Genomic DNA, 19,229 nt, shown 5'->3' with positions numbered 1-19,229 from the left:
ATATAAAATAATGATAAAAATAACTTTCAGTGTTAACTTAACATTATTAAATAAGGTAAGTTGCACATAGTTTCAGAAACCAAACTCCTTAGATAACATCCGCGGGGGGTAATATATACGCCAAAAAAATTAATTCCACGTAAAGATCTAAAGCCTGGAAACCTTCAAACCATCACGCAAATCATTTGTTTCTAAGTACTTGATCAGTGCCTCCGGATGATCGGTTTGAACACCCTGAACTCCTTTATCCATTGCCGCTTTCCATTTTATCGCATCTTCATCAGCCATTTGCACATCCAAAAACACAGACAATCCGCTTTCCTTTAATGCAGCGACAAGCATTGGATCTGAAATATTATCAGTTGCTTCTAATGGCATTTGACGTAAAACAGCGCTCAATTCTTCTTTTGTTTTTATCGACGAAGGCAGGCCAGACATCAGCGGCATTTGAGGGGCCACTGCCCTCCATAAAGTATACTGCTCCGCTTTATTGAGATAAACCAGCACTTGCTTTTCCATCCCCGCATCCTTAATCTCCCCGTAGGCCTGTGCTACATCAGCTTCCTTAAAGTCCAGGTAAATATTGATCCTGTTTTTGCAAGCTTTTAAAGCTTCTCTAAAAGAAGGCAAGCTATATAAATGACCATCCTTAGCATTCAAAGTCAGCTTCGCCACCTCATCCAGGTTTAAATCCTGAATCCTCCCTTTGCCATTAGTCGTATGATCAACGGTTTCATTATGGATTAAAACCAGCTGACCATCACGGGTTGTGCGCAGGTCTAGTTCCACATAATCAGCACCAAGACTGATCGCGTCTTCAATTGCGGCTATGCTATTTTCAGGTTTGACCAGATGGCTTCCGCGATGGGCAATTACGACGAAGCCATTTTTACATTTGGGAAGCGGAGCTACCGTCCGCTGCCCAAATGTGATCAAAGCAAAACAGCTGAATACCATTACCAGTAAGTTTGTTTTACAATTCATCATTAACTAATTAATGCTTTGCAGCAGGGTTCATATCTGTAAATTCCGCGGCATGCTCCCTATTTGATTTTTTCAGCGAAAAAGCATCAAATAATTCTCCGGAGGTTTTGTAAGCTTCAAACTTCAGGTTTCCGCCATCCACATGAATCACCTGGAACAACTGTGTATTTTCCAAAGAAACATTCATCCACTTAGCGCCATCCACCTTATACATTTTAGGGCCGGCCACAGAAACCAGGTAAACTGGTCCGCTGGCTTCTCTACCAGATAATCCGCGTGGTAAATTCTGTCCGCGGCTATACGTATGGTCATGTCCCTGCAAAACAAGGTCTATATGATACTTGTCAAATAAAGGTTTAAACCGCTCTCTGAAATCTTTATTATCCCTGCTTTTGGCCGTAGAAAAAATAGGATGGTGAAAAGTGATCACTGTCCATAATTTTGTGTTTTCCTTTAAAACCTTTTCCAGCCATTCATACTCAGCCTTTGCAGCAGCCTCATCCAGGATAATCATTTGAGAATCCAATGATATCACACGTACATTTTGATAGTCGATATAATAAACAGACTCCTCTAAACCTTTCGGGCCATTTCCAGGCAAAGTATACTGTACACCCCAATGCGGATCTAAAACCAGCTTTCTTTTCTCATCACGAACATACTCATGGTTTCCAGGGGAAGGCATACTCGGAACCATTCCGTTGATAAAACCACCACCATAGTGCCATTCGCCCCATTCCTGATCATTGTTTGACCGGTTAATCAAATCACCGGTATGGATAATAAAACGTGCGTCCGGTTCATGAGTAAATGCTTTACGGATTACGCGCGACCATTTAGAACGGATATCATTCTGTGCATCCCCCAGATAAATAAAAGAAAAAGGCTTGTTCTGATCTGCAGATGCTGTGGTAAACTGGAACCATTCACTCCAATATTCACCTGCACCAACGCGGTAAGCATATACCGTTCCGGGCTTCAGGTTGTTAAAAGTAACCTGGTGATACTTCGCTGTCGCATAATTCTGGCCACCAGACAATACATGTGAATCTGCATCATAAGCTGTAATAGCCTCTTCCAGCGCAGGACTGGAATCTTCCGCTTTAATTTGTGCTTTAGCCCCTGTAATTGTAGTATCAGTACGCCAGGTTACCGTCTGACTAACAGCAGTATTGCCTTTCCAGGTTAAAATGACGCGGTCTGGAAAAGGTTTTGGATTAAAGTCCTGAGCTTGAATATTTGTAAACGCTGCAATAACAAGTAGTGCAGCAGTATATATAGATTTGTTCATTTGATAAATTTTAAATTATTTCAGGTACCACATTAGCGTGGATTCTTTGTCAGGGCCGAAAGCAGCGATAGCTTTCTGGTAATTCAACTTATTTTTAGCACTTTCAGAATCTGGAAAAACATAACGTTTTGGAATTCCCCTGCCCGCAGCCAAAGGACCGGTAACAAAAGCAGGATAACCAGTTCGGCGCTGATCAAACCAGCCTTCCGACCCTTTAAACAGCATCGCTATCCATTTCTGAGTGATCAACTGTTCCAATGTGCCATCATATTTAACCAGGGCCTGGTCAAAGTAATTTGAGGGTGCTGTAAGTCCATAACTTTTCATGGACTCCTTGATTCCCTTATAATACATCGACTCTGCAGTTTCTCCCGGCACAGTGATTTTACCTTTCTGGATAGCCTCAGCCAGAATAAAACATTGCTCAGTATAAGTGATCAGACTGGCATTCAATAAAGGGTTAGTGGATCCACCATTTTTTCTGAAAAAAGAAGAAGAGAAAACAGAGACATGGTCCTCTCCCCCATTATAAGCAGCAGGTGCATCAATAGCATTAGGCACGCCAACATATTTATTAAGATCTACAGTTGAACCTGTCGTACTTTTAACTGGTTCTACCCAAAGACCTAATCGCGGATCATTTCTTTGAACAAGTCTGTCTACCAGCTCCTTACTTACCTTTGTCTTTTGATAATCAAAATCAATCATCGCCAATGGGCCTCCAGGCCAGCTATAGGCAGCTAAATTCCCCAGATAAGCAACTGCTGCATTATCGGCACTACTTTCAAAAACAGGATAAGTGCTCTTGTCATTCACCATGGTCTGCATCTCTGTAAATGCGGCACCATATACTTTAGAAATCCGCAATAACATCCTTAAGCGCAAAGTGTTGGCAAACTTACGCCATTGCAAGGCCTTGCCATTGAACAGCACATCACCTTTAGCATTAATCTCTCCCGTACTTCCTTTCAGCAGCTCGTTAGCCTCCTGCAATTCTCTCAATAAATCAGGATAAATAACCTGTTGCTGATCATATTCAGGATAAATGAGGTTACTTTCTTTCGACTGCAGCGCCTGAGCATAAGGAATATCTCCATACAGATCAGTCAGGTAAGCAAAATTAAAAGCCTTCATAATTTTACTGATTGCGACGTACTGATTCTCGGAACGGCTTTTTGCAGTTTCCAGCAAGGTTTTATTCACCGATAAACGTGCGTAGGTATCGTCCCAGTCCACCGGTCCCCAGTCAAACAGGTCATAACCAGTATTACGGATCAGTGTAAGATATCTTGCAGCAGAAGCAGGTCTTCTGCCCACTGAATTTTCCTGGTAAGCATAAGCTGTAGACAAGATCACTTCGGACATCAGGAACTCTGTATTGGTCGTTTCCGGAGAATTAGGATTGGTATTGATTTTGTCGAAATCCTTGGTGCAGGCACTCAGTATGGCCATGAACAACACCAGGATAGTTTTATATCTGAATTTCATTTGGATACGGATTAAAAATTACAACTTAATTTACAGCCAAAAGAGCGTGTCCCTGGTAAGGTCCAATGGCCAACACCCAATTTAAACCCTTCGGTAACACTCATCGTAGTTTCCGGATCATAACCCAGGCCATTCGCAGTCCAGGTATATAAGTTCCTGCCGATCAACGAAATAGAAAGGTTGCTTATCGGAAGTTTACGCAACACATTTTTACTAAACACATAGGTTATAGAAGCTTCCCTGAGCTTCAGAAAAGAAGCAGAATAGGTTAAACGCTCATAATACTTATTGTAAGTGTTATTGTAAAAATCAGACGCTGCAATAATGACTTTATTTTCATTATAAGTACCATCTGAACTCGCTATATAACCAGGAATTATCATTCCGTCGTTGCGCTTGTTACCTTGCGAATCAACCCATGGCAGACCTCCGGTGTCTGCATCTCTGCCGGCAATGGTATTATCCGTTAAACCTGCATTGATCAGACTTTTAACCACATAAGAGTAGAAGTTACCACCTTTGCGCCAGTCCAGAAGGAAATTAAGCGTCAGGTTTTTATAAGTGAAAGTATTGTTAAAACCAATGGTAAAATCAGGATTATAGTTTCCAACTTTTATATATTCAGCGTTATTACGGATATAATGTCCTGTTTTATCCAGTAAAGCTGCTCCGGCATACTGTCCGCCTGGAACTTTAGTATAACTTGGTGTATAAAAATCTCCTATTTTAGTTCCTTCTTTTATTAAATAACGAATATTATCCCCATCGGCACTCCCCATAGAATATTCAGGCAAGCCCTCCATTAATGAGATTACCTTATTTTCATTCTTGGTAAAGTTTGCATTGATTTCCCATTTAAATGCACCTTGAACGGGAACCGCATTCAAGCCAATTTCCCAACCACTATTCTGAATGTTTCCGGCATTGATTAAACGGTTCGATGCACCAGAAGTAATCGTTGTTGGGATATTAATTATCTGGTTTCTTTTGTTGGTTTTATACCAGGTCACATCCAGACCTAACCTGTTGTTCAAAAAGCGCAGGTCTCCACCGAACTCATAAGAAGTTGCGATTTCAGGCTTTAAGAAATTGTTTTTCAGGTTAAACTCAATGGTCGCCCTTTTCACATCTCCCCAATCCTGGTTAAAAGGGATTGTATTGTAGAGTTGGTAAGGATCAGTGTCACTCCCTACCTGTGCCCAGTTCGCCCTGATTTTAGCAAAGGATAACAGCTCAGATTTGAGCTTAAACACATCCGTTAAAACAGTGCTTAATGAAACTGAAGGATAGAAATAAGAATTATTCTGAGCAGGCAAGGTACTTGACCAGTCATTTCTGCCGGTTACATCCAGAAATACCATGTTCTTAAATGCAGCCTGTCCCATTCCATATAAACTGTTGATTCGTTTACGGGAATTATACTGTGCATTGGTGATCGTTCCTGCACGTGCATTATTGATATTATAAATCCCTGGAATACTCAGACTTTCGGTACGCATAGCAGTACTTCTATTGGTCTGGTCCATTTGGTTCCCACCAACCGACAAACCGAAAGACCAATCCTGGTTCAGCGTTTTCTTATAATTAAGCAGGAAATCTGTATTCTGCTCCTTGAAGAAAGAATTATCTACCCCATAACCACCGAATTTAAATCGCTTCGCACTAAAAGGACGTTTGGTCTCATGCGCTTCATTGTATAGATCAAGTCCGGTACGCACCATTAAGCTTAAATCATTCGTGATATCAAATACTGCTTGTACGTTTCCGGTTATACGGTTTCTATCGTAGCCATTGGTATGTTCATAAGCGACAAAGTAGGAGTTATCAGAATCATCCGGAGAAAATTGTTCTAAGTTTTCCCGGCCTGGTTTCCAGTAATTCTTCAAATCATTAATATTCATATTGGAAGGCATGGAATAAACCATTTGCGTCACGCTTTCCCTGTAAGCAGAAGGGCGGTTATCGCTTTTATTATTTACATAACCAATATTGGTACTGATTTTTACTTTAGGATGCAATACATAAGTCGCTGCCAGGTTTAAGGTATTTCTGCTCAGATCTGTATGCGGGACAATCCCTTTATTGACCATATTGGTATAAGATAACCTGTAATTGCCATCTGCATTTTTACCGGTGATGGCAATGTTATTCGTATAGGTAGAACCTGTATTGTAAAAATCTTTAGCATTATTTGGGTGTGATACCCAGTCGGTAGGTATAGCTTTTCCGCTTTGGGCATCAAGCGGGCTGTTCCATTGCAAATGTTTGGTTCCTATATCCAGGCGCGGGCCCCAGGCCGAGGTAGTGCTCACTGCCTGATCATCCGTATATTCCCCTGCACCAAACTGATTCTGGAAATGCGGAAACATCCACACCTGGTCAAACATCGCATTGGAGTTGAAGCTTACACCCAAGCCTTTTTTAGCTGATGAACCGCTTTTGGTGGTAATCAATACCACTCCACTTCCTGCCCTGCTGCCATATAAAGCCGCAGCACTGGCTCCTTTTAAGATGGTGATGCTTTCAATATCATCAGGGCTGATATCAGCAACCGGGCTTCCATAATCTACAGAAGAACGGCCAACTTCGGAAGTAGCCCGCAGCGAATGTGCTACAGGAACACCGTCCACTACAAAAAGTGGCTGGTTATCGCTTGCAATAGATGATTGTCCGCGAATGGTAATCATCGCAGTAGATCCCGGATCAGAGCCCGTACTCACCACATTTACACCCGCTACCTTTCCGGCAATGGAATTCACCACATTCACTTCTTTTACCGTATTCACATCGCTGCCTTTTAGGGTAGCGATAGAGTAACCGAGCGCTTTTTCATTCCGCTTAATACCCAAAGCAGTAATCACTACTTCAGATAAACCAGTTTCATCCGGAATAAGGCTGATATTGACTGCTGTTTCTCCCTTTAGCACGAATTCTTTAGGCTGATAGCCCATCATTCTAAATAGCAGAGTGGCGGATGGCTCTCTTACATTTAAGCTATAATCGCCGTTCAGATTGGTCGTGCTGACATTATTACTCCCTTTTTCCAAAACACTTACCCCCGGTACAGGTAAACCTTTTTCATCCGTAACTTTACCTTTGACCCGAACAGCCTTTTTAATAATGATCTGGTTGTTTTGGATGATGTAAGTTAATTGTCTTGGGATCAAAACCCGGTTAAGCAGGCTGCTCACCATTTCGTTTTCGGCTTTAACAGGATCAATCTGCTGATTTAAGACTGCATCTTTATTGGTGTAAACAAAAGACAGCTTGGTTTTCTTCTCTATGCTTTTCAGCAATTCTGTTAAAGTGCCGTTTTTAAAATTGAAACTTATCCTGTTATTCAGTTCCTGCGCCTTTAAAGGCGATGCTTGCGCAGCAAAGAACAGGACAGTAAGCATAAAATAAAGGAGAGTGAGGAAACGCATTACTTTAAAAATTAATTGATTAGTCACTGCGGACTTTTTCATAACTTTGTATGTTTTAATCATTGAATGGGTTAAAATAAAATTGAAATCATTAGCCGGGGCATGCGTCAACATGCTTCGGCTTTTTCTTTATAGTTGTCTAATTACATTTACCTCCTTTTATATAAATGGTGTGTTTATTGATTGTGTAATGGATATCTAAAGTCATTTGAAGGGTCTTCAATACTTCGTTTAAGCTGACATTATTAAATTTCGCGGTGAGTTTACAGCCTTTAAAGGACTGGTCTGCAATAATTTTCACTGCGTATCTCCTTTCTAAAGTCTCAAAAACTTCTTTTACAGGTAACTGATCAAAAACCATTTTGCCTTCAGTCCAGCCAATAGCAGTCTGGGCATCTTCTACATTTTCCAAATGTAGTTTAGCAGAATTACCGGCAGCCTTTTGATTTGGCAATAAGTGAATAGCTGCCGATTGTGTTCCTGCTGAATCTCTGGAAACGGCCACTTTACCTGTGAGCACCGTGACTTCGGTTTGCTGTCCTTGCCAGGCACGGATATTAAAACTTGTTCCAAGCACGCGCGTCTGGATGTTCAAACTATGAACTATAAAAGGATGCTTCACATCCCTTTTGACTTTAAAAAAGGCTTCACCTTTAAGTTTTACCGTTCTTAAATCAGCATGTCGAAGGTTCTCCGGATAGCTGATACTACTGCAGGAGTTTAACCAGATTTGTGTACCGTCTGGCAACATCACGTTAATCATCTTTCCGGAACTTGCCGATTTTGTGATCCAGGCCATACTGGTCTGCTGTAAAACCGGTTGCTGTATTTTATAGAATAAAGTGAACAAGGCTACTGCCGTAAAAATAGCGGCAACAGCTAGCCAGATTTTAAAGTTAATGGTCTTTTGTGGTGCCTCCTGAAGTAAAGAAGCTTGAATAACATTGAAACTTTCCTTCCATTCGTCATTTTCCGGCAGCGTTGCAGTATGCTTCCATAACCATAAAGCCTGATCCAGTTCTTTCTGATGTCCGGAATCTTTACTAAGCCACTCTTGTATCTTTTTCTCTTCTTGTTCAATTTTCTGAACGTCGCCGCTGGCATGCTCCTTTGCGGATAAATAATCCATTACAAATTTCCAGTTCTCTTGATCCATTCCTATGCTTTTATAGAAACAAGACAAGAAAGCGGGCATGCACTACGGGCCGCAAAACGTTAACATTACGTTAAGAAATGGTTAAGGGTATTTTTACCTGAATTCTGCTTCGTTTTTCAGCACCCTTTCCTGCAAGAACTGAAAGCCTTTAACCAAATGATCTTCGACTGTTCTGACTGAAATATCCAATAAAGCGGCGATTTCTTTGTAGCTAAAACCGTCTATACGGAATAGATAGAAAACCAAACGCCTGCGTTCTGGCATCTGATCAATCAAGCTGTATAAGATCCTGTTGCGATCCTTATCGAGGTAAAGCTGAGCAGGATCTGCTGTTTCATCCAGAATGTCAGGCAATTCTTCTTCCTCCAGGTGCAGAAAATTTATCCTGGAAACCTTATGGTAATTCGTTGAAGCATTTTTTACTGCCCGGAACAAATATGCTTTTTCATTTGAAATCCGGGTATTATTTTTCCAGATGGCAATAAACACGTCATTCAGAATAAGTTGAGCTTCTTCAACATCCTTTACCAGGTAAATCGCATATTTTTTTAGCGTAGGATACATGCGCCGGTAAAGCTCCCCGAATGCTTTTCCATCGAAATTATTTACATCATCTCCGTTAAATCCGACAGTATTGTTTTCGCCCATAAAATATGGGCAAAATTAGAGCTGCCAAATGACAGACGTATTAACAAAATGTTAAATGAAGCAGGTAATGAATTCGGTGGCGCATTTACCGAAAGAAGATAACCAGATTGCTGAATAATCATACTCAAATCAAGTAAAGATTTGAATACGATTATTCAGCAATCTAATCAATAGTCTCTTAACCCTTTTATATTCCGTATCTTTGCCAATTAAATGGATATTTTAATATGAAAGACTATAGTGATATGATTAACAGCGACAAGAACTCTGGCAAGATTAAAGATCTTGAGGATGCATTGAATGGCGTTGAAGTAACTTACTCTCGTTGGCTGGTTAATCGTGAAAATATTCATACGGGTGAGAAACCTGATAGACTAGGAAATTATTTCCGTTATTTCTATGATGAAAACGGTATTCAATTTTATGTAAAAGACGCACTTCCTATTGATATAAAGAACGCGTGCTGGTCTGCCTTCAGAGGTATCTTTGTGAATAAGCAATAATAAATTATTGAACTGAAAAGCTAAAATGGCAAAGGAGAAGATTTATCGTCTCCGCCATTAGTTAAAAACAGGGCTGTTTCATTGGTACCTTTAATCCAAGACCACAGGAAACAATTGTTCATGACCAGCTTTTATTTCTTACCCAGTAATAAACAGATCCCAGGACAATCAACACTAACAAAGCAGGAAGCCATGCGCTTAATTTTAAGGTTTCCTTTTCTTTAACAGCTTGTTCAACTTCAGTCTTGTTGGTATTTAAACTCAGCTCATTTTTCTTTGACAGTACCGTTAAATTCTTTTGTATCACTGTCTCTTTATTAATTTTCAGCGGGATCACCTGCTCCTTGATCAAAGCTCTGGCCGAAAGTTTTTTGGTTACAGGATTTAAGATTAAACTTACTTCTGCAAGCGGGCTTTTAATAGCCATTACTCCGTTAACCAGCTCATCGAAATCAATATAGGTATCTGTGGTAATCACTTGTCCGGGAATAACCAATATGGTATCCGCTTTTTCTCTGATGGTAGTTAATGAATGATCAAGCGTTAAACTCACTGTATCTTTTTTAATTTGCCGGGCAGTTTCCTGTTTCATTTTTCCCGTTGCCTGAAACAGCCGTCGGGAAGTTCCGCAGCCCGATAAAATCATCAGTATGGAAATGAAGAACAAGGATTCTTTAAGGTGTATATTTTTCATAAGAATATATTTAATATTTTGATAATCAAACCGGTGCAGCATATTGATAACCAAAGCTCCCGGGGTTATTCCCTCTGTGCAATAGCGTGCAATATGCTGACCGGATGAACTAATTTTAACAGGTATTATTTGATAGTTTATTGAGCACCAACTCCAGGTATCAACGACAGAAAAGTAACGGTATCAGCAACCGCTTCCTGCTGCGTAGGGAAGTATTGATTATTCTCATTACGGATCATTTCCGGGCCGCCCATATTGATCATATCTCCTATTGAACGGGATTGATCCTGTCTGTACATTTCAAAACCAAGGTTATTGTAATATTCCAGCGTACCACCTGTATGATACAAATCAATCATTACCCCGTCCCAGTCATGAGATCTGTTGAGATGACCTGCAGTATTGTTATATACCTTTGCATTAGTAGGTTTAATTCTGGAAGGATAAGCCGCCAGATAATCCTGTATTTCCGGAGTAACCTGAAGCTCAAACGCCGAATACTTCCAACTGTTCCAAACGATGTTATTATAAATCGAAATATCTTTGGCTTCAGCGCCATAGGATACGCCCCATGCACGAATTGCATTTCCCTGGTGGTTTGTGATTTTATTATCATGGAAAGATCCATTACCATTCATATGGAAAATACCATTATGATAGCCATTTGGCGCATTAGGATCATCATATCTTGTATTGATATTATCAATGATATTTCCGGCAATCTCATAACCATCAACCTGTCCAACATAAGCTACATTTCCAATACCCGGGCAATTCTTAACTACACAATTCAGGAATTTAAAGTTTCGCATCAGATTTACAATCCCTTCTGCTGCAAATGCGCCATCGCAATGAAACCCGCTACTCGTATTTTCAAAAGTAAGCCGCTCCAATTTCCAGTCTTTAGAAGTAGATGCATCCGTACCATCATATATCCCTTTGTAGTGATAAGAAATAGTATAGTCACCCACATTTTTAAAGCTGATATCATGCAAATAAACTCCATTGCTATGGCCTTCAAAAGAAATAGCACGGTAAGACTGATCAATAATTGATGCTCCCCATAACTCGAAATTATCTGCCTGACCAACATCAATAGATCCACCTTTCAGGACTACTCCTGTTGCATCCATTCTGACATTAGTTGCTTTTTCGACATAGATGTAATCGTAATTACCCGGAACAATCTTCACATTGGTATTGGCAAGTGGTTCCAGAATCAGCTGACCTGAACCTGTACCTATACTTACAAAATCAGGATCTACAGGAGGATCTACCGGGGTTACTACCGGCACAATTGCCGTTGCATAAGCCTTTTGAAAATCTGTGCTTGTGATGGAGGGTGCTGCAACTTTACCATCAGAATAAATGATGATATTGCCCTTCACCGTGTAAGTAATGATCTGACCGTTTACAGTAATAGAACCTGTTTGATCTTGTGCAGCGGCTGCTGTTGAGTGTACTGAAAATTGACTCATAATTTAATTGTTTTAATGGTTTAAAATTTCTTTTTATCTGCGAACTGCTTCATAAGTTTATTCAACTCATCCAAAGTATTGTTAAGGCTATCCAGCCTGCAGTTAACCGGATAGTCCGTGATTTCTATAAATTCTATTTTTTCAGGGGGGGCCCTTGTTGACAGCATACCAGTGAGCAACAGCAATCCGAGCAGCGCTAAAAGCTTCTTCATCTCTTATTTTCATTAAAGTATTTCCGGACCGATTCTACCGTTCCATTTAAATGGTTTAAAGAAGTATCCAGCTTCTTGTTATTGCTATCCTGCTGCTCCTTGTAAGGGGCAAGCTGTTTAGGCAATTCCTGCTGAACACCTTTTTCTACAGCCAGGTTAATTTTCTCATTTAATGAGGTTATATCTCTGATCCGAAGCTGGTTCATCTCATTCAGGACACTGTATTGCCAAAAGTTCATTGCGACAGAAAGCAGGAGCATCGTAGCAAAAGGGTTCTGCTGAACAGCGGTAAACAACCGGTCAAACATTCTTTCAATCCATGCAGCTTTTCTGTCTATCATGTCTTGTGTTTCTGTTGGTGGATTTTGTATTTCTTCCATGGTAATTAAGTTTTATAAGGTTTAATCCTGCTTAACCAACTTTTCAGGAACCTGGCCTGTGTCCCTTTTGCGATCGAACTGTAAAAAGCCTGTCTTTTACTGTTATATATTAAAGTAAGTTTAGCTGGGTCACTTTTATTGACTGCCTGGAGAGTTAAGGGGCCTATAATGCCGTCTGAAGACAGCTTTATAGCAGAGACCAGCTTAACTGAATCCTGTAAATATTTAGCCGCCCTTACCGTTCCGGAATTCACTCCGAAATCATAAACCGTATTGGCCAGCTGCTGATCATGAATCAAACTCAACTGATTGATATCCCAAAAATTCTGTTTGTAAAAAGACCAGATCAGTTGAGTTAACTGCACATTGGCTTTTGCCTTCTGGTTGATCAGCGCAGCAGAAACACCATTCGTATCTTTCAGCCCGTCAATGATCAGCCAGCCTCTCCATCCGGACCAATTATTTCTGGAGATACCCGCATAAGTCTCTCCTCCTTTATCATTCGGATCATTCACATATCCGCCTTCATTTATTCCTGTCAACTGTTTTGCTATGCTGAAATCACTCATATTTTCCTTTTATCTGTATAGCTAATCAGCTTATGCCAATTATCTATTTCCTGTATAATCCTATTTTTTGTACATTTACTTCGTTGTACGATACAAATATAATATAGAATATTCTATATTTGCAATACTTAAATAGAATATTCTTTAAATAATCATGGAAAATACTGAAAATCAACGTCTTAAAATATTCAGGAAATCACTCAATAAAACTCAAATGGAGTTCGGGATGGTTACCGGACTAAAACAAGGAAGTTTCGCGGATGTCGAAAGAGGAAAAGTGAAGGTTTCCGGAGATATCAAAAATGCACTTTTTAAAGAATTTTCTTTAAATATAGAATGGTTGGAAACTGGCAAAGGGGAAATGACTGTGAATACCGTAAAACCAAATGCCAGATCAATTGGCGAAATACAATATCCCTTAGACTTTACGGACTCTCCTTTTATAGACCTGGGAGATGGGCAGTATTTAATGGTGGTACCTTTAGTGAATGAATATGCTTATGCTGGCTATTTATCCGGCTACAAGGACACTGAGTATTTAGAAGTATTACCAAAGCATACAATAATCGTGGACAAATATCATAAAGGCAGTTACAGAGCATTTGAAATAGTTGGTGACAGTATGGATGATAACACTAAAGAGAGTATCAGCGATGGAAGTATTGCCACTGGAAGAGAAATCCAGCAGCACCTGTGGACTTCTAAATTTCATACCCACAGATTTAAAGATTATGTCATTGTACACCGTAAGATGGGTATTATCGCGAAACGGATCTCAAACCATGATACTGAAACGGGTATCATTACTTGCCATTCGTTAAATCCGGACAAAGTTGCCTATCCTGATTTCGATATTCATCTTGATGAAGTGAAACAGATATTTAATATTGTGAACGTTCTGCAGAAAAGATAAGAAAGCTGATGTGCTGACTATAAAAAACAGAATTGGTCAGCACGTCAAATATTACTTCAGAAAAGAACCGTCTACAATAAACAGCTTCACACCATATTCAGAAAACGTGCGGTGCGAACTCAATTCGTCTGAAACCTGGTAAGACATTCCCTTTGAAAGCTTATGCTGGCTCCCGTCGGCCAATTCAGAAATCATTTCACCTTCAATACAATAAATGATATGTCCTTTGGAGCACCAATGATCTGCTTTATAGTTTTCAGAGTACTCTACTACCCTGATCCGTAAATCACCAAATTCTAAAGTTTTCCAATAAGCTACACCAGTTTCTCCCGGATGCTGTATCGCGGGAATATTCTCCCAATCTGTGTTCTGAAAAGGAATACCTCCTGAATGCATAGTATTAAAGATTAATTGACAACAAGATAGTATTTTCCCTGACAGTTTCTATAATATAGGCGTAGGCAGCATGCTGTCCAAAACGCTGAATAATCCGCTAAAAAACATTAAATACAAGGTTATAATCTAATTATTATTTTAATATTTTACCTTTGCACGCGCCAAAACAGCGTATATCAATCTGAATAGTCTGTAAGGTCTTCACTCCTATCCTATTACCAATAACCAAAGGAAAAAGACCGGCATAAAAATTAAGTATAAAACAATATTTCCCCTTTTGAGATGAGTAAGTTTCTATATGGAATTGATTTTGGAACAACCAATTCTGCACTATCTATTTATGACGAAGAAAAGAAAGAAATCATAAGTACTATAACAGTTCCTTCGCTCTTGTATTTTCAGCAAGAACAAAGTGCAACCCTGCCCTTAAATTACGTGGTGGGTGAAAATGCTATCGATGCTTATCTAAGCGATGGGATGAAGGGAAGGTTTATCAAATCTATCAAGCAAATCTTATCCAGAAGCAGTTTTATAGAAACACGGATTCATAATAAAAGATACAATGCATCCGACCTTGTCGCTTTAATCCTGAAAGACTTAAAAACCAAAGCTGATGAAATCATCGGATATGATTGTCAGAAGGCTGTGATTGGTCGCCCTGTATTTTTTGATGATGATAGTGCATCCAAAGATACCCTGGCGCAAACAAGATTGAGTAAAGCAGCTGAAAATGCAGGTTTCACAGCAGTACGTTTTCAGTTTGAGCCCATTGGTGCTGCTTTTGCTTACGAGAAGACGATTACAAAAAAAGAAAAAGTACTGGTAGCCGATTTAGGTGGGGGAACGACAGATTTCACTTACCTGATGCTTGATCCTGATCATTCCGGCAACAAAGACAGAAGAAATGATATGATAGCCTCTGGTGGTATTTATATCGGTGGAGACAGCTTTGATTCTGCTTTTATGTGGGATAAAGGCACACCATATTTCGGGAAGAATACCTTATATGAAGCTACGCCCGGAAAAGTGCTGACTGTTCCAATGTCGCTTTTCGCGAATATCTGTACCTGGGATAAAATGAACTTCTTTAACGGGTTGAGGATACAAAAAGACTTACAGGATTATTACCACTATTCTAAAAAAGACAGGAAGTTCAAAAACCTGATTACGCTAATTGATCATAACCTGGGTTATTCTATCTTTCGTGCTATTGAAAAAACAAAAATTACTTTATCTGATGAGCAGGTTTCTCAATTTACCTATTCAAATATGGAAATTGAAATAGATGAAGAAGTTTCCAGAGAACAATATGCTGCAGTAATTGAAAAAGATATCAAAAAGATCAGTGTTTATCTTGATGAATTCATGTTAAAAAATAAGATCAAACCTGAAGAAATTGATAGTTTATTCCTTACCGGCGGAAGCTCATTAGTTGGAGGCGTACAAGATCTTTTCAGGAATAAATTCCCTCATATCCCGGTAAATTCGGGAGATAATTTTACAAGCGTTGCCAAAGGCCTTGCTTATAGCGGTTATTTATTCGATGCAGATTAATCCAATAACCTCCTGAAGAAAGAAATAAATCAATTATTCATACACATATCAATAGATAGCTGGGGCTAATAGGACTAGTTCCACCTTTATCATCGTTCAAAAATAATGCTATTGTCAACATCCTGTTTCGATAGCTAAAATTAAAGATTTAAGGGTATATTGACACTAACAGCCCTATTTTAAACAAACAGAACACACTAAAACCCTTTTGATGAAGATTGAAGCGATTGAATTACTTAGCAATAATATTATAGAAACCGAGCAATTTTACAACACTATACTCGATATTAAAACCAATTCAAAAAGCGAAAATGAAGTATCTTTTCTGATTGGAAAGACAAAGGTATCTTTTCAAAAATCAGCTGTTCAGGATCCTAATTATCACCTTGCATTTGATATCCCAAATAATAAGCTGGAAGAAGCCTTTCAATGGCTAAAAAAAAGAACAACAGTATTACCAGTAACAACGAACAGCCAATTTTCTTCCTTTGAAGCCTGGAATGCAAAGTCATTCTATTTTTATGACAACAATGGGAACCTGCTCGAATTGATCTGCCGTTTTGATGCTGACAATCAATCCAATACTACATTTGAGAGTAGCTCGATACTATTTGCCAGTGAAATTGGTATAGTAACCAGCGATGTACTTGCGACTGCAGAAAAACTGATTAGTCAATACGGCCTTGATTATTACGCTAAACAACCTAAAACAGAAAACTTCGCAGTTATCGGTGATGAAAACGGATTGCTGATCTTAGTTACTCCCGACAGAAACTGGTTCCCTACAACGAAAAAAGCCCAAGCATTCGAAGCCAGAGTTTTGTTAAGTACAGCAGATGGCGCAAAACAGGAATTACAGATCAGAAACCAGCCGGGTAACTAATGAATAGCTTATAGTCTTATAAAACTGTAGCCGGTAATTTCCCATTTCCTGATCTGGTTGCCTGTAACTCCTTAGCTAATCGTTTGTAAACAATCTGCTTAGGAAATCATGAGCCAAATTTCATAAAAGCCATGTCCGCTCCTCTGGTCATCCCCACCTGTGCCTTTAAATTTAATTATCAAAAAACATACAATATTTTTACCTACATTCACTTAAAGTTTATTTAGTTAACCAAACTATCCATTAAAATAAGAATATCTACTAAAATCATATACATAGTAAAAATATTACTTCATGAGAAAAACAAAAATTGTTGTAATTATACTGACCTCAGACCTTGTTTTTTGCTAACAAATTGTAAAAAGCAATTCCATAAAAACCCGCTCCCTTTCCACAAGATGCTGCCTTTCTATAAGAATCGTTTCCACCACCACTCAAAGAAATTCACAACCACCAATTAAAACAGGTCTGCTATCATTTTAGCAGGCCTTTTTTTAAAGGCTTATGCGTAGTTATTGTCAAGAATGGCTTACAGCAGCTTATCAAATATTGTCAGGAATGGCTCACAGCGAATCATCAAACGTTCGCACAAAAATTATTCTCTGGATCCAGTTTCCTAAGCTAAAAGCATAATTGCCCATAGCGAAACTGTTGAAATAGCGATCCATAAGATAACTCCTTGTAAAAAAGGCTTGATCCCCACTGCTTTAATCACTTTAAATGATAAGCCACTTCCTATCAAAAACAAGGTCAAAGTCAATGCTGTTTTAGCCACATTTACCACATACGGAGTGAATGGTTTAATGAATGGTAAATAAGTATTCGCTAACATTGCCAGTACAAACAATCCAATGAAATAAGGGATTTTAACTTTCTTCTGGTCACTTTTAAAGATAAAGGCTGTACCAAACGCAACCGGAATAATCCATAATGCCCTTGCCAGTTTTACTGTGGTGGCAATCTGTAAAGCTTGCTCCCCATACTTGCTGGCTGCCCCAACCACAGAACTTGTATCGTGAATGGCAATAGCGCACCAGATTCCAAACTGGCTTTGCGATAAATTCAAAGCATGCCCTATAACCGGAAATATAAATAAGGCAGCAGAATTCAGTATAAATACAATACCCAATGCTGCGGAAATCTCTTTTTCTCCGGCTTTCATGACTGGAGATAATGCTGCAATAGCGCTCCCTCCGCAAATAGCTGTACCAGAAGAAATCAAAAAGGAGGTTTTACGTTCGGTCTTAAATACCTTACCGAGGAGGAAACCCAGTGTAAGCACACCAAAAATTGAGCATACTGTAAACAAAAAGCCTTCCCGGCCAGCATTCAGTGCAAAGGAAAGGTTCATTCCAAATCCAAGCCCGATTACAGCTAATTTTAACAGCCAGTTAGTTGCGACAGGATTAAAACTGAGAAATGGATGTTCCATTAACTGGGCAATTATCAGGCCCAGCAAAAGGGCTAATGGCGGGGACATCCAAGGCAACAGGCAAACTAGTGTGGCAACAATAAATATAATTTTTCGGGTATTCAGGCTCATTTGCATCATCTTAGTTATTTATGCTGCAAAGATGTCCCTAATGCCCACGCAGGTCAAATCGCGAAAATTAATCCGCCATTACTTCAGGTGATGAGTTAAGCGGGCATGCCGTAAAAAAACCTCCGATAAACCATCTGGCTTACCCTGAAGATGAATAAAATAGAAATGACGTTCTATGTGGAGTCCTGCTACATCAATCACCCTTAAAGTTCCGCGCTGAAGTTCATTGGTTAGCGCATGTATAGAGATAAAAGCCAGGCAGTTAGAATGCATTAAGTAAGATTTAATACTTTCGGTACTGCCAAGGTGTATTTCTGCTTTAAGGTCTGATACCCCCATTCCAATCTCTTTTAAAGCGTAATCTATAACTTCAAGTGTGCCTGACCCCTGCTCACGCATTACAAAAGAATTTTCCAGCAGTAACGCCTTACTGAGTTCGGATTTTTTAGCCAAAGGATGGTCCTGACCGCAAACCAATACAATTTCATCTCTGATAAACTCGGTATAACTGATTTCCTGATGTTTAGATCTTCCCTCTATAATTCCAAGCTGAATTTCTTTATCCAGTAAAGCTTTCTCGATCTGTTCAGTATTTCCATTCATCAAATTGATTGCTATTGCGCTGAATTTTTTCCTGAACCCTGCAAGGATCGGCGCGATTACATACTGGGAAATAGTAGTGCTGGCCCCTAATGCTAAAATTCCTTCTTTTTTATGAACCAGGGCATTCATATCAAAATCAATATTCCGATAGATATTAAATAATGATTCCGTATGACTGAGTAAGAGCTCTCCGGCAGGTGTCAGCTGAATTTTATTCCCCTTCCGCTCAAAAAGTTTATTATCATATTGCTGTTCCAATTCATAAATATGCTTGGTCACCGCAGGTTGTGTGATGAATAAAGCAGCGGCAGCTTTAGTAAAACTAAGCCGTTTGGCTACGGTATAAAAAACTTCTAAACGAAAGTCTGACATAGCTGGCCAAGGTCTTAATAAAATGGCAATAAATAAAATATTGTCCGGTCCAAATCAGAATGCTTCTCCCCCGGATATATTTCTAACAAATTTTTCAACTACATTTACAACCTTTTATAAGCCATTTCTGAAAATTG

At 39.4% G+C, this 19,229-nt stretch carries 18 protein-coding genes; 4 read left to right on the top strand and 14 right to left on the bottom strand.

The genetic code is table 11. The features are described 5' to 3' along the window. Positions 1-147: 147 nt before the first annotated feature. The 6 genes from AY601_RS02830 to AY601_RS02805 all read right to left on the bottom strand — a co-directional run bounded on the left by AY601_RS02830 (position 148) and on the right by AY601_RS02805 (position 8,992). Entirely contained in the window at positions 148-987 is an 840-nt protein-coding gene (locus AY601_RS02830) for a glycerophosphodiester phosphodiesterase family protein (protein ID WP_198163597.1), read from the bottom strand. A gap of 7 nt (positions 988-994) precedes the next feature. Beyond that, positions 995-2,275 (bottom strand): purple acid phosphatase family protein, encoded by a 1,281-nt coding sequence (locus AY601_RS02825; protein WP_068396134.1) that lies wholly within the window; start codon positions 2,273-2,275, stop codon positions 995-997. Positions 2,276-2,290: 15 nt separating this feature from the next. Then, positions 2,291-3,763, bottom strand: a complete 1,473-nt coding sequence (locus tag AY601_RS02820; RefSeq protein WP_068396131.1) for a SusD/RagB family nutrient-binding outer membrane lipoprotein — start codon at positions 3,761-3,763, stop codon at positions 2,291-2,293. An 11-nt stretch (positions 3,764-3,774) separates the two neighbouring features. Continuing rightward, the gene (locus AY601_RS02815) at positions 3,775-7,230 is read right to left on the bottom strand and encodes a SusC/RagA family TonB-linked outer membrane protein (protein WP_198163596.1); all 3,456 of its coding nucleotides are present in this window, start codon (positions 7,228-7,230) and stop codon (positions 3,775-3,777) included. Positions 7,231-7,327: 97 nt separating this feature from the next. After that, entirely contained in the window at positions 7,328-8,344 is a 1,017-nt protein-coding gene (locus AY601_RS02810) for a FecR family protein (RefSeq protein ID WP_198163595.1), read from the bottom strand. 93 nt (positions 8,345-8,437) lie between these two features. After that, positions 8,438-8,992 carry an RNA polymerase sigma-70 factor gene (locus AY601_RS02805; RefSeq protein ID WP_068396122.1) on the bottom strand — a complete coding sequence of 185 codons (555 nt, stop codon included), beginning with the start codon at positions 8,990-8,992 and terminating at the stop codon, positions 8,438-8,440. Between the two features lie 227 nt (positions 8,993-9,219). Here AY601_RS02805 and AY601_RS02800 point away from each other — a divergent pair, with 227 nt between their 5' ends. After that, the gene (locus tag AY601_RS02800) at positions 9,220-9,495 is read left to right on the top strand and encodes a hypothetical protein (protein WP_068396121.1); all 276 of its coding nucleotides are present in this window, start codon (positions 9,220-9,222) and stop codon (positions 9,493-9,495) included. Between the two features lie 118 nt (positions 9,496-9,613). Here the strand turns inward: AY601_RS02800 and AY601_RS02795 are convergent, their stop codons facing one another. From AY601_RS02795 to AY601_RS02775, 5 genes are all read right to left on the bottom strand, one after another. Further along, a complete protein-coding gene (locus AY601_RS02795; RefSeq protein WP_157287661.1) occupies positions 9,614-10,189 on the bottom strand; it encodes a hypothetical protein in 576 nt (191 codons plus the stop codon). A gap of 137 nt (positions 10,190-10,326) precedes the next feature. Next, on the bottom strand, positions 10,327-11,667 hold the full coding sequence (locus tag AY601_RS02790; protein ID WP_068396114.1) for a hypothetical protein: 1,341 nt from the start codon (positions 11,665-11,667) through the stop codon (positions 10,327-10,329). 20 nt (positions 11,668-11,687) lie between these two features. Next, positions 11,688-11,879 carry a hypothetical protein gene (locus AY601_RS02785; protein WP_068396111.1) on the bottom strand — a complete coding sequence of 64 codons (192 nt, stop codon included), beginning with the start codon at positions 11,877-11,879 and terminating at the stop codon, positions 11,688-11,690. Continuing rightward, on the bottom strand, positions 11,876-12,259 hold the full coding sequence (locus AY601_RS02780) for a hypothetical protein (RefSeq protein ID WP_068396105.1): 384 nt from the start codon (positions 12,257-12,259) through the stop codon (positions 11,876-11,878). Before AY601_RS02780 ends, AY601_RS02785 begins: the two co-directional genes overlap by 4 nt. A 5-nt stretch (positions 12,260-12,264) precedes the next feature. Further along, on the bottom strand, positions 12,265-12,828 hold the full coding sequence (locus AY601_RS02775; RefSeq protein ID WP_068396101.1) for a glycoside hydrolase family 108 protein: 564 nt from the start codon (positions 12,826-12,828) through the stop codon (positions 12,265-12,267). A 154-nt stretch (positions 12,829-12,982) separates the two neighbouring features. Between AY601_RS02775 and AY601_RS02770 the strand changes: the two genes are divergently transcribed. Next, positions 12,983-13,741, top strand: a complete 759-nt coding sequence (locus tag AY601_RS02770; protein ID WP_068396097.1) for an XRE family transcriptional regulator — start codon at positions 12,983-12,985, stop codon at positions 13,739-13,741. 51 nt (positions 13,742-13,792) lie between these two features. Here AY601_RS02770 and AY601_RS02765 read toward each other — a convergent pair whose 3' ends face one another. After that, complete coding sequence (locus tag AY601_RS02765) at positions 13,793-14,137, bottom strand: DHCW motif cupin fold protein (RefSeq protein ID WP_068396094.1); 345 nt, start codon at positions 14,135-14,137, stop codon at positions 13,793-13,795. A 282-nt stretch (positions 14,138-14,419) separates the two neighbouring features. Here AY601_RS02765 and AY601_RS02760 point away from each other — a divergent pair, with 282 nt between their 5' ends. After that, the gene (locus AY601_RS02760; RefSeq protein WP_068396091.1) at positions 14,420-15,691 is read left to right on the top strand and encodes an Hsp70 family protein; all 1,272 of its coding nucleotides are present in this window, start codon (positions 14,420-14,422) and stop codon (positions 15,689-15,691) included. Positions 15,692-15,902: 211 nt separating this feature from the next. Continuing rightward, the gene (locus AY601_RS02755; RefSeq protein ID WP_068396088.1) at positions 15,903-16,574 is read left to right on the top strand and encodes a VOC family protein; all 672 of its coding nucleotides are present in this window, start codon (positions 15,903-15,905) and stop codon (positions 16,572-16,574) included. A 616-nt stretch (positions 16,575-17,190) separates the two neighbouring features. Here AY601_RS02755 and AY601_RS02750 read toward each other — a convergent pair. Continuing rightward, the gene (locus AY601_RS02750) at positions 17,191-18,117 is read right to left on the bottom strand and encodes a YeiH family protein (protein ID WP_068407055.1); all 927 of its coding nucleotides are present in this window, start codon (positions 18,115-18,117) and stop codon (positions 17,191-17,193) included. A 78-nt stretch (positions 18,118-18,195) separates the two neighbouring features. Continuing rightward, positions 18,196-19,092 (bottom strand): LysR family transcriptional regulator, encoded by an 897-nt coding sequence (locus AY601_RS02745; RefSeq protein ID WP_068396085.1) that lies wholly within the window; start codon positions 19,090-19,092, stop codon positions 18,196-18,198. Between the last annotated feature and the right edge of the window lie 137 nt (positions 19,093-19,229).

It is taken from the genome of Pedobacter cryoconitis (assembly GCF_001590605.1).
GTDB lineage: Bacteria > Bacteroidota > Bacteroidia > Sphingobacteriales > Sphingobacteriaceae > Pedobacter > Pedobacter cryoconitis_A.
Note: the sequence above shows the minus strand (reverse complement) of the source record. Positions and strands in the feature narration are given on the sequence as shown.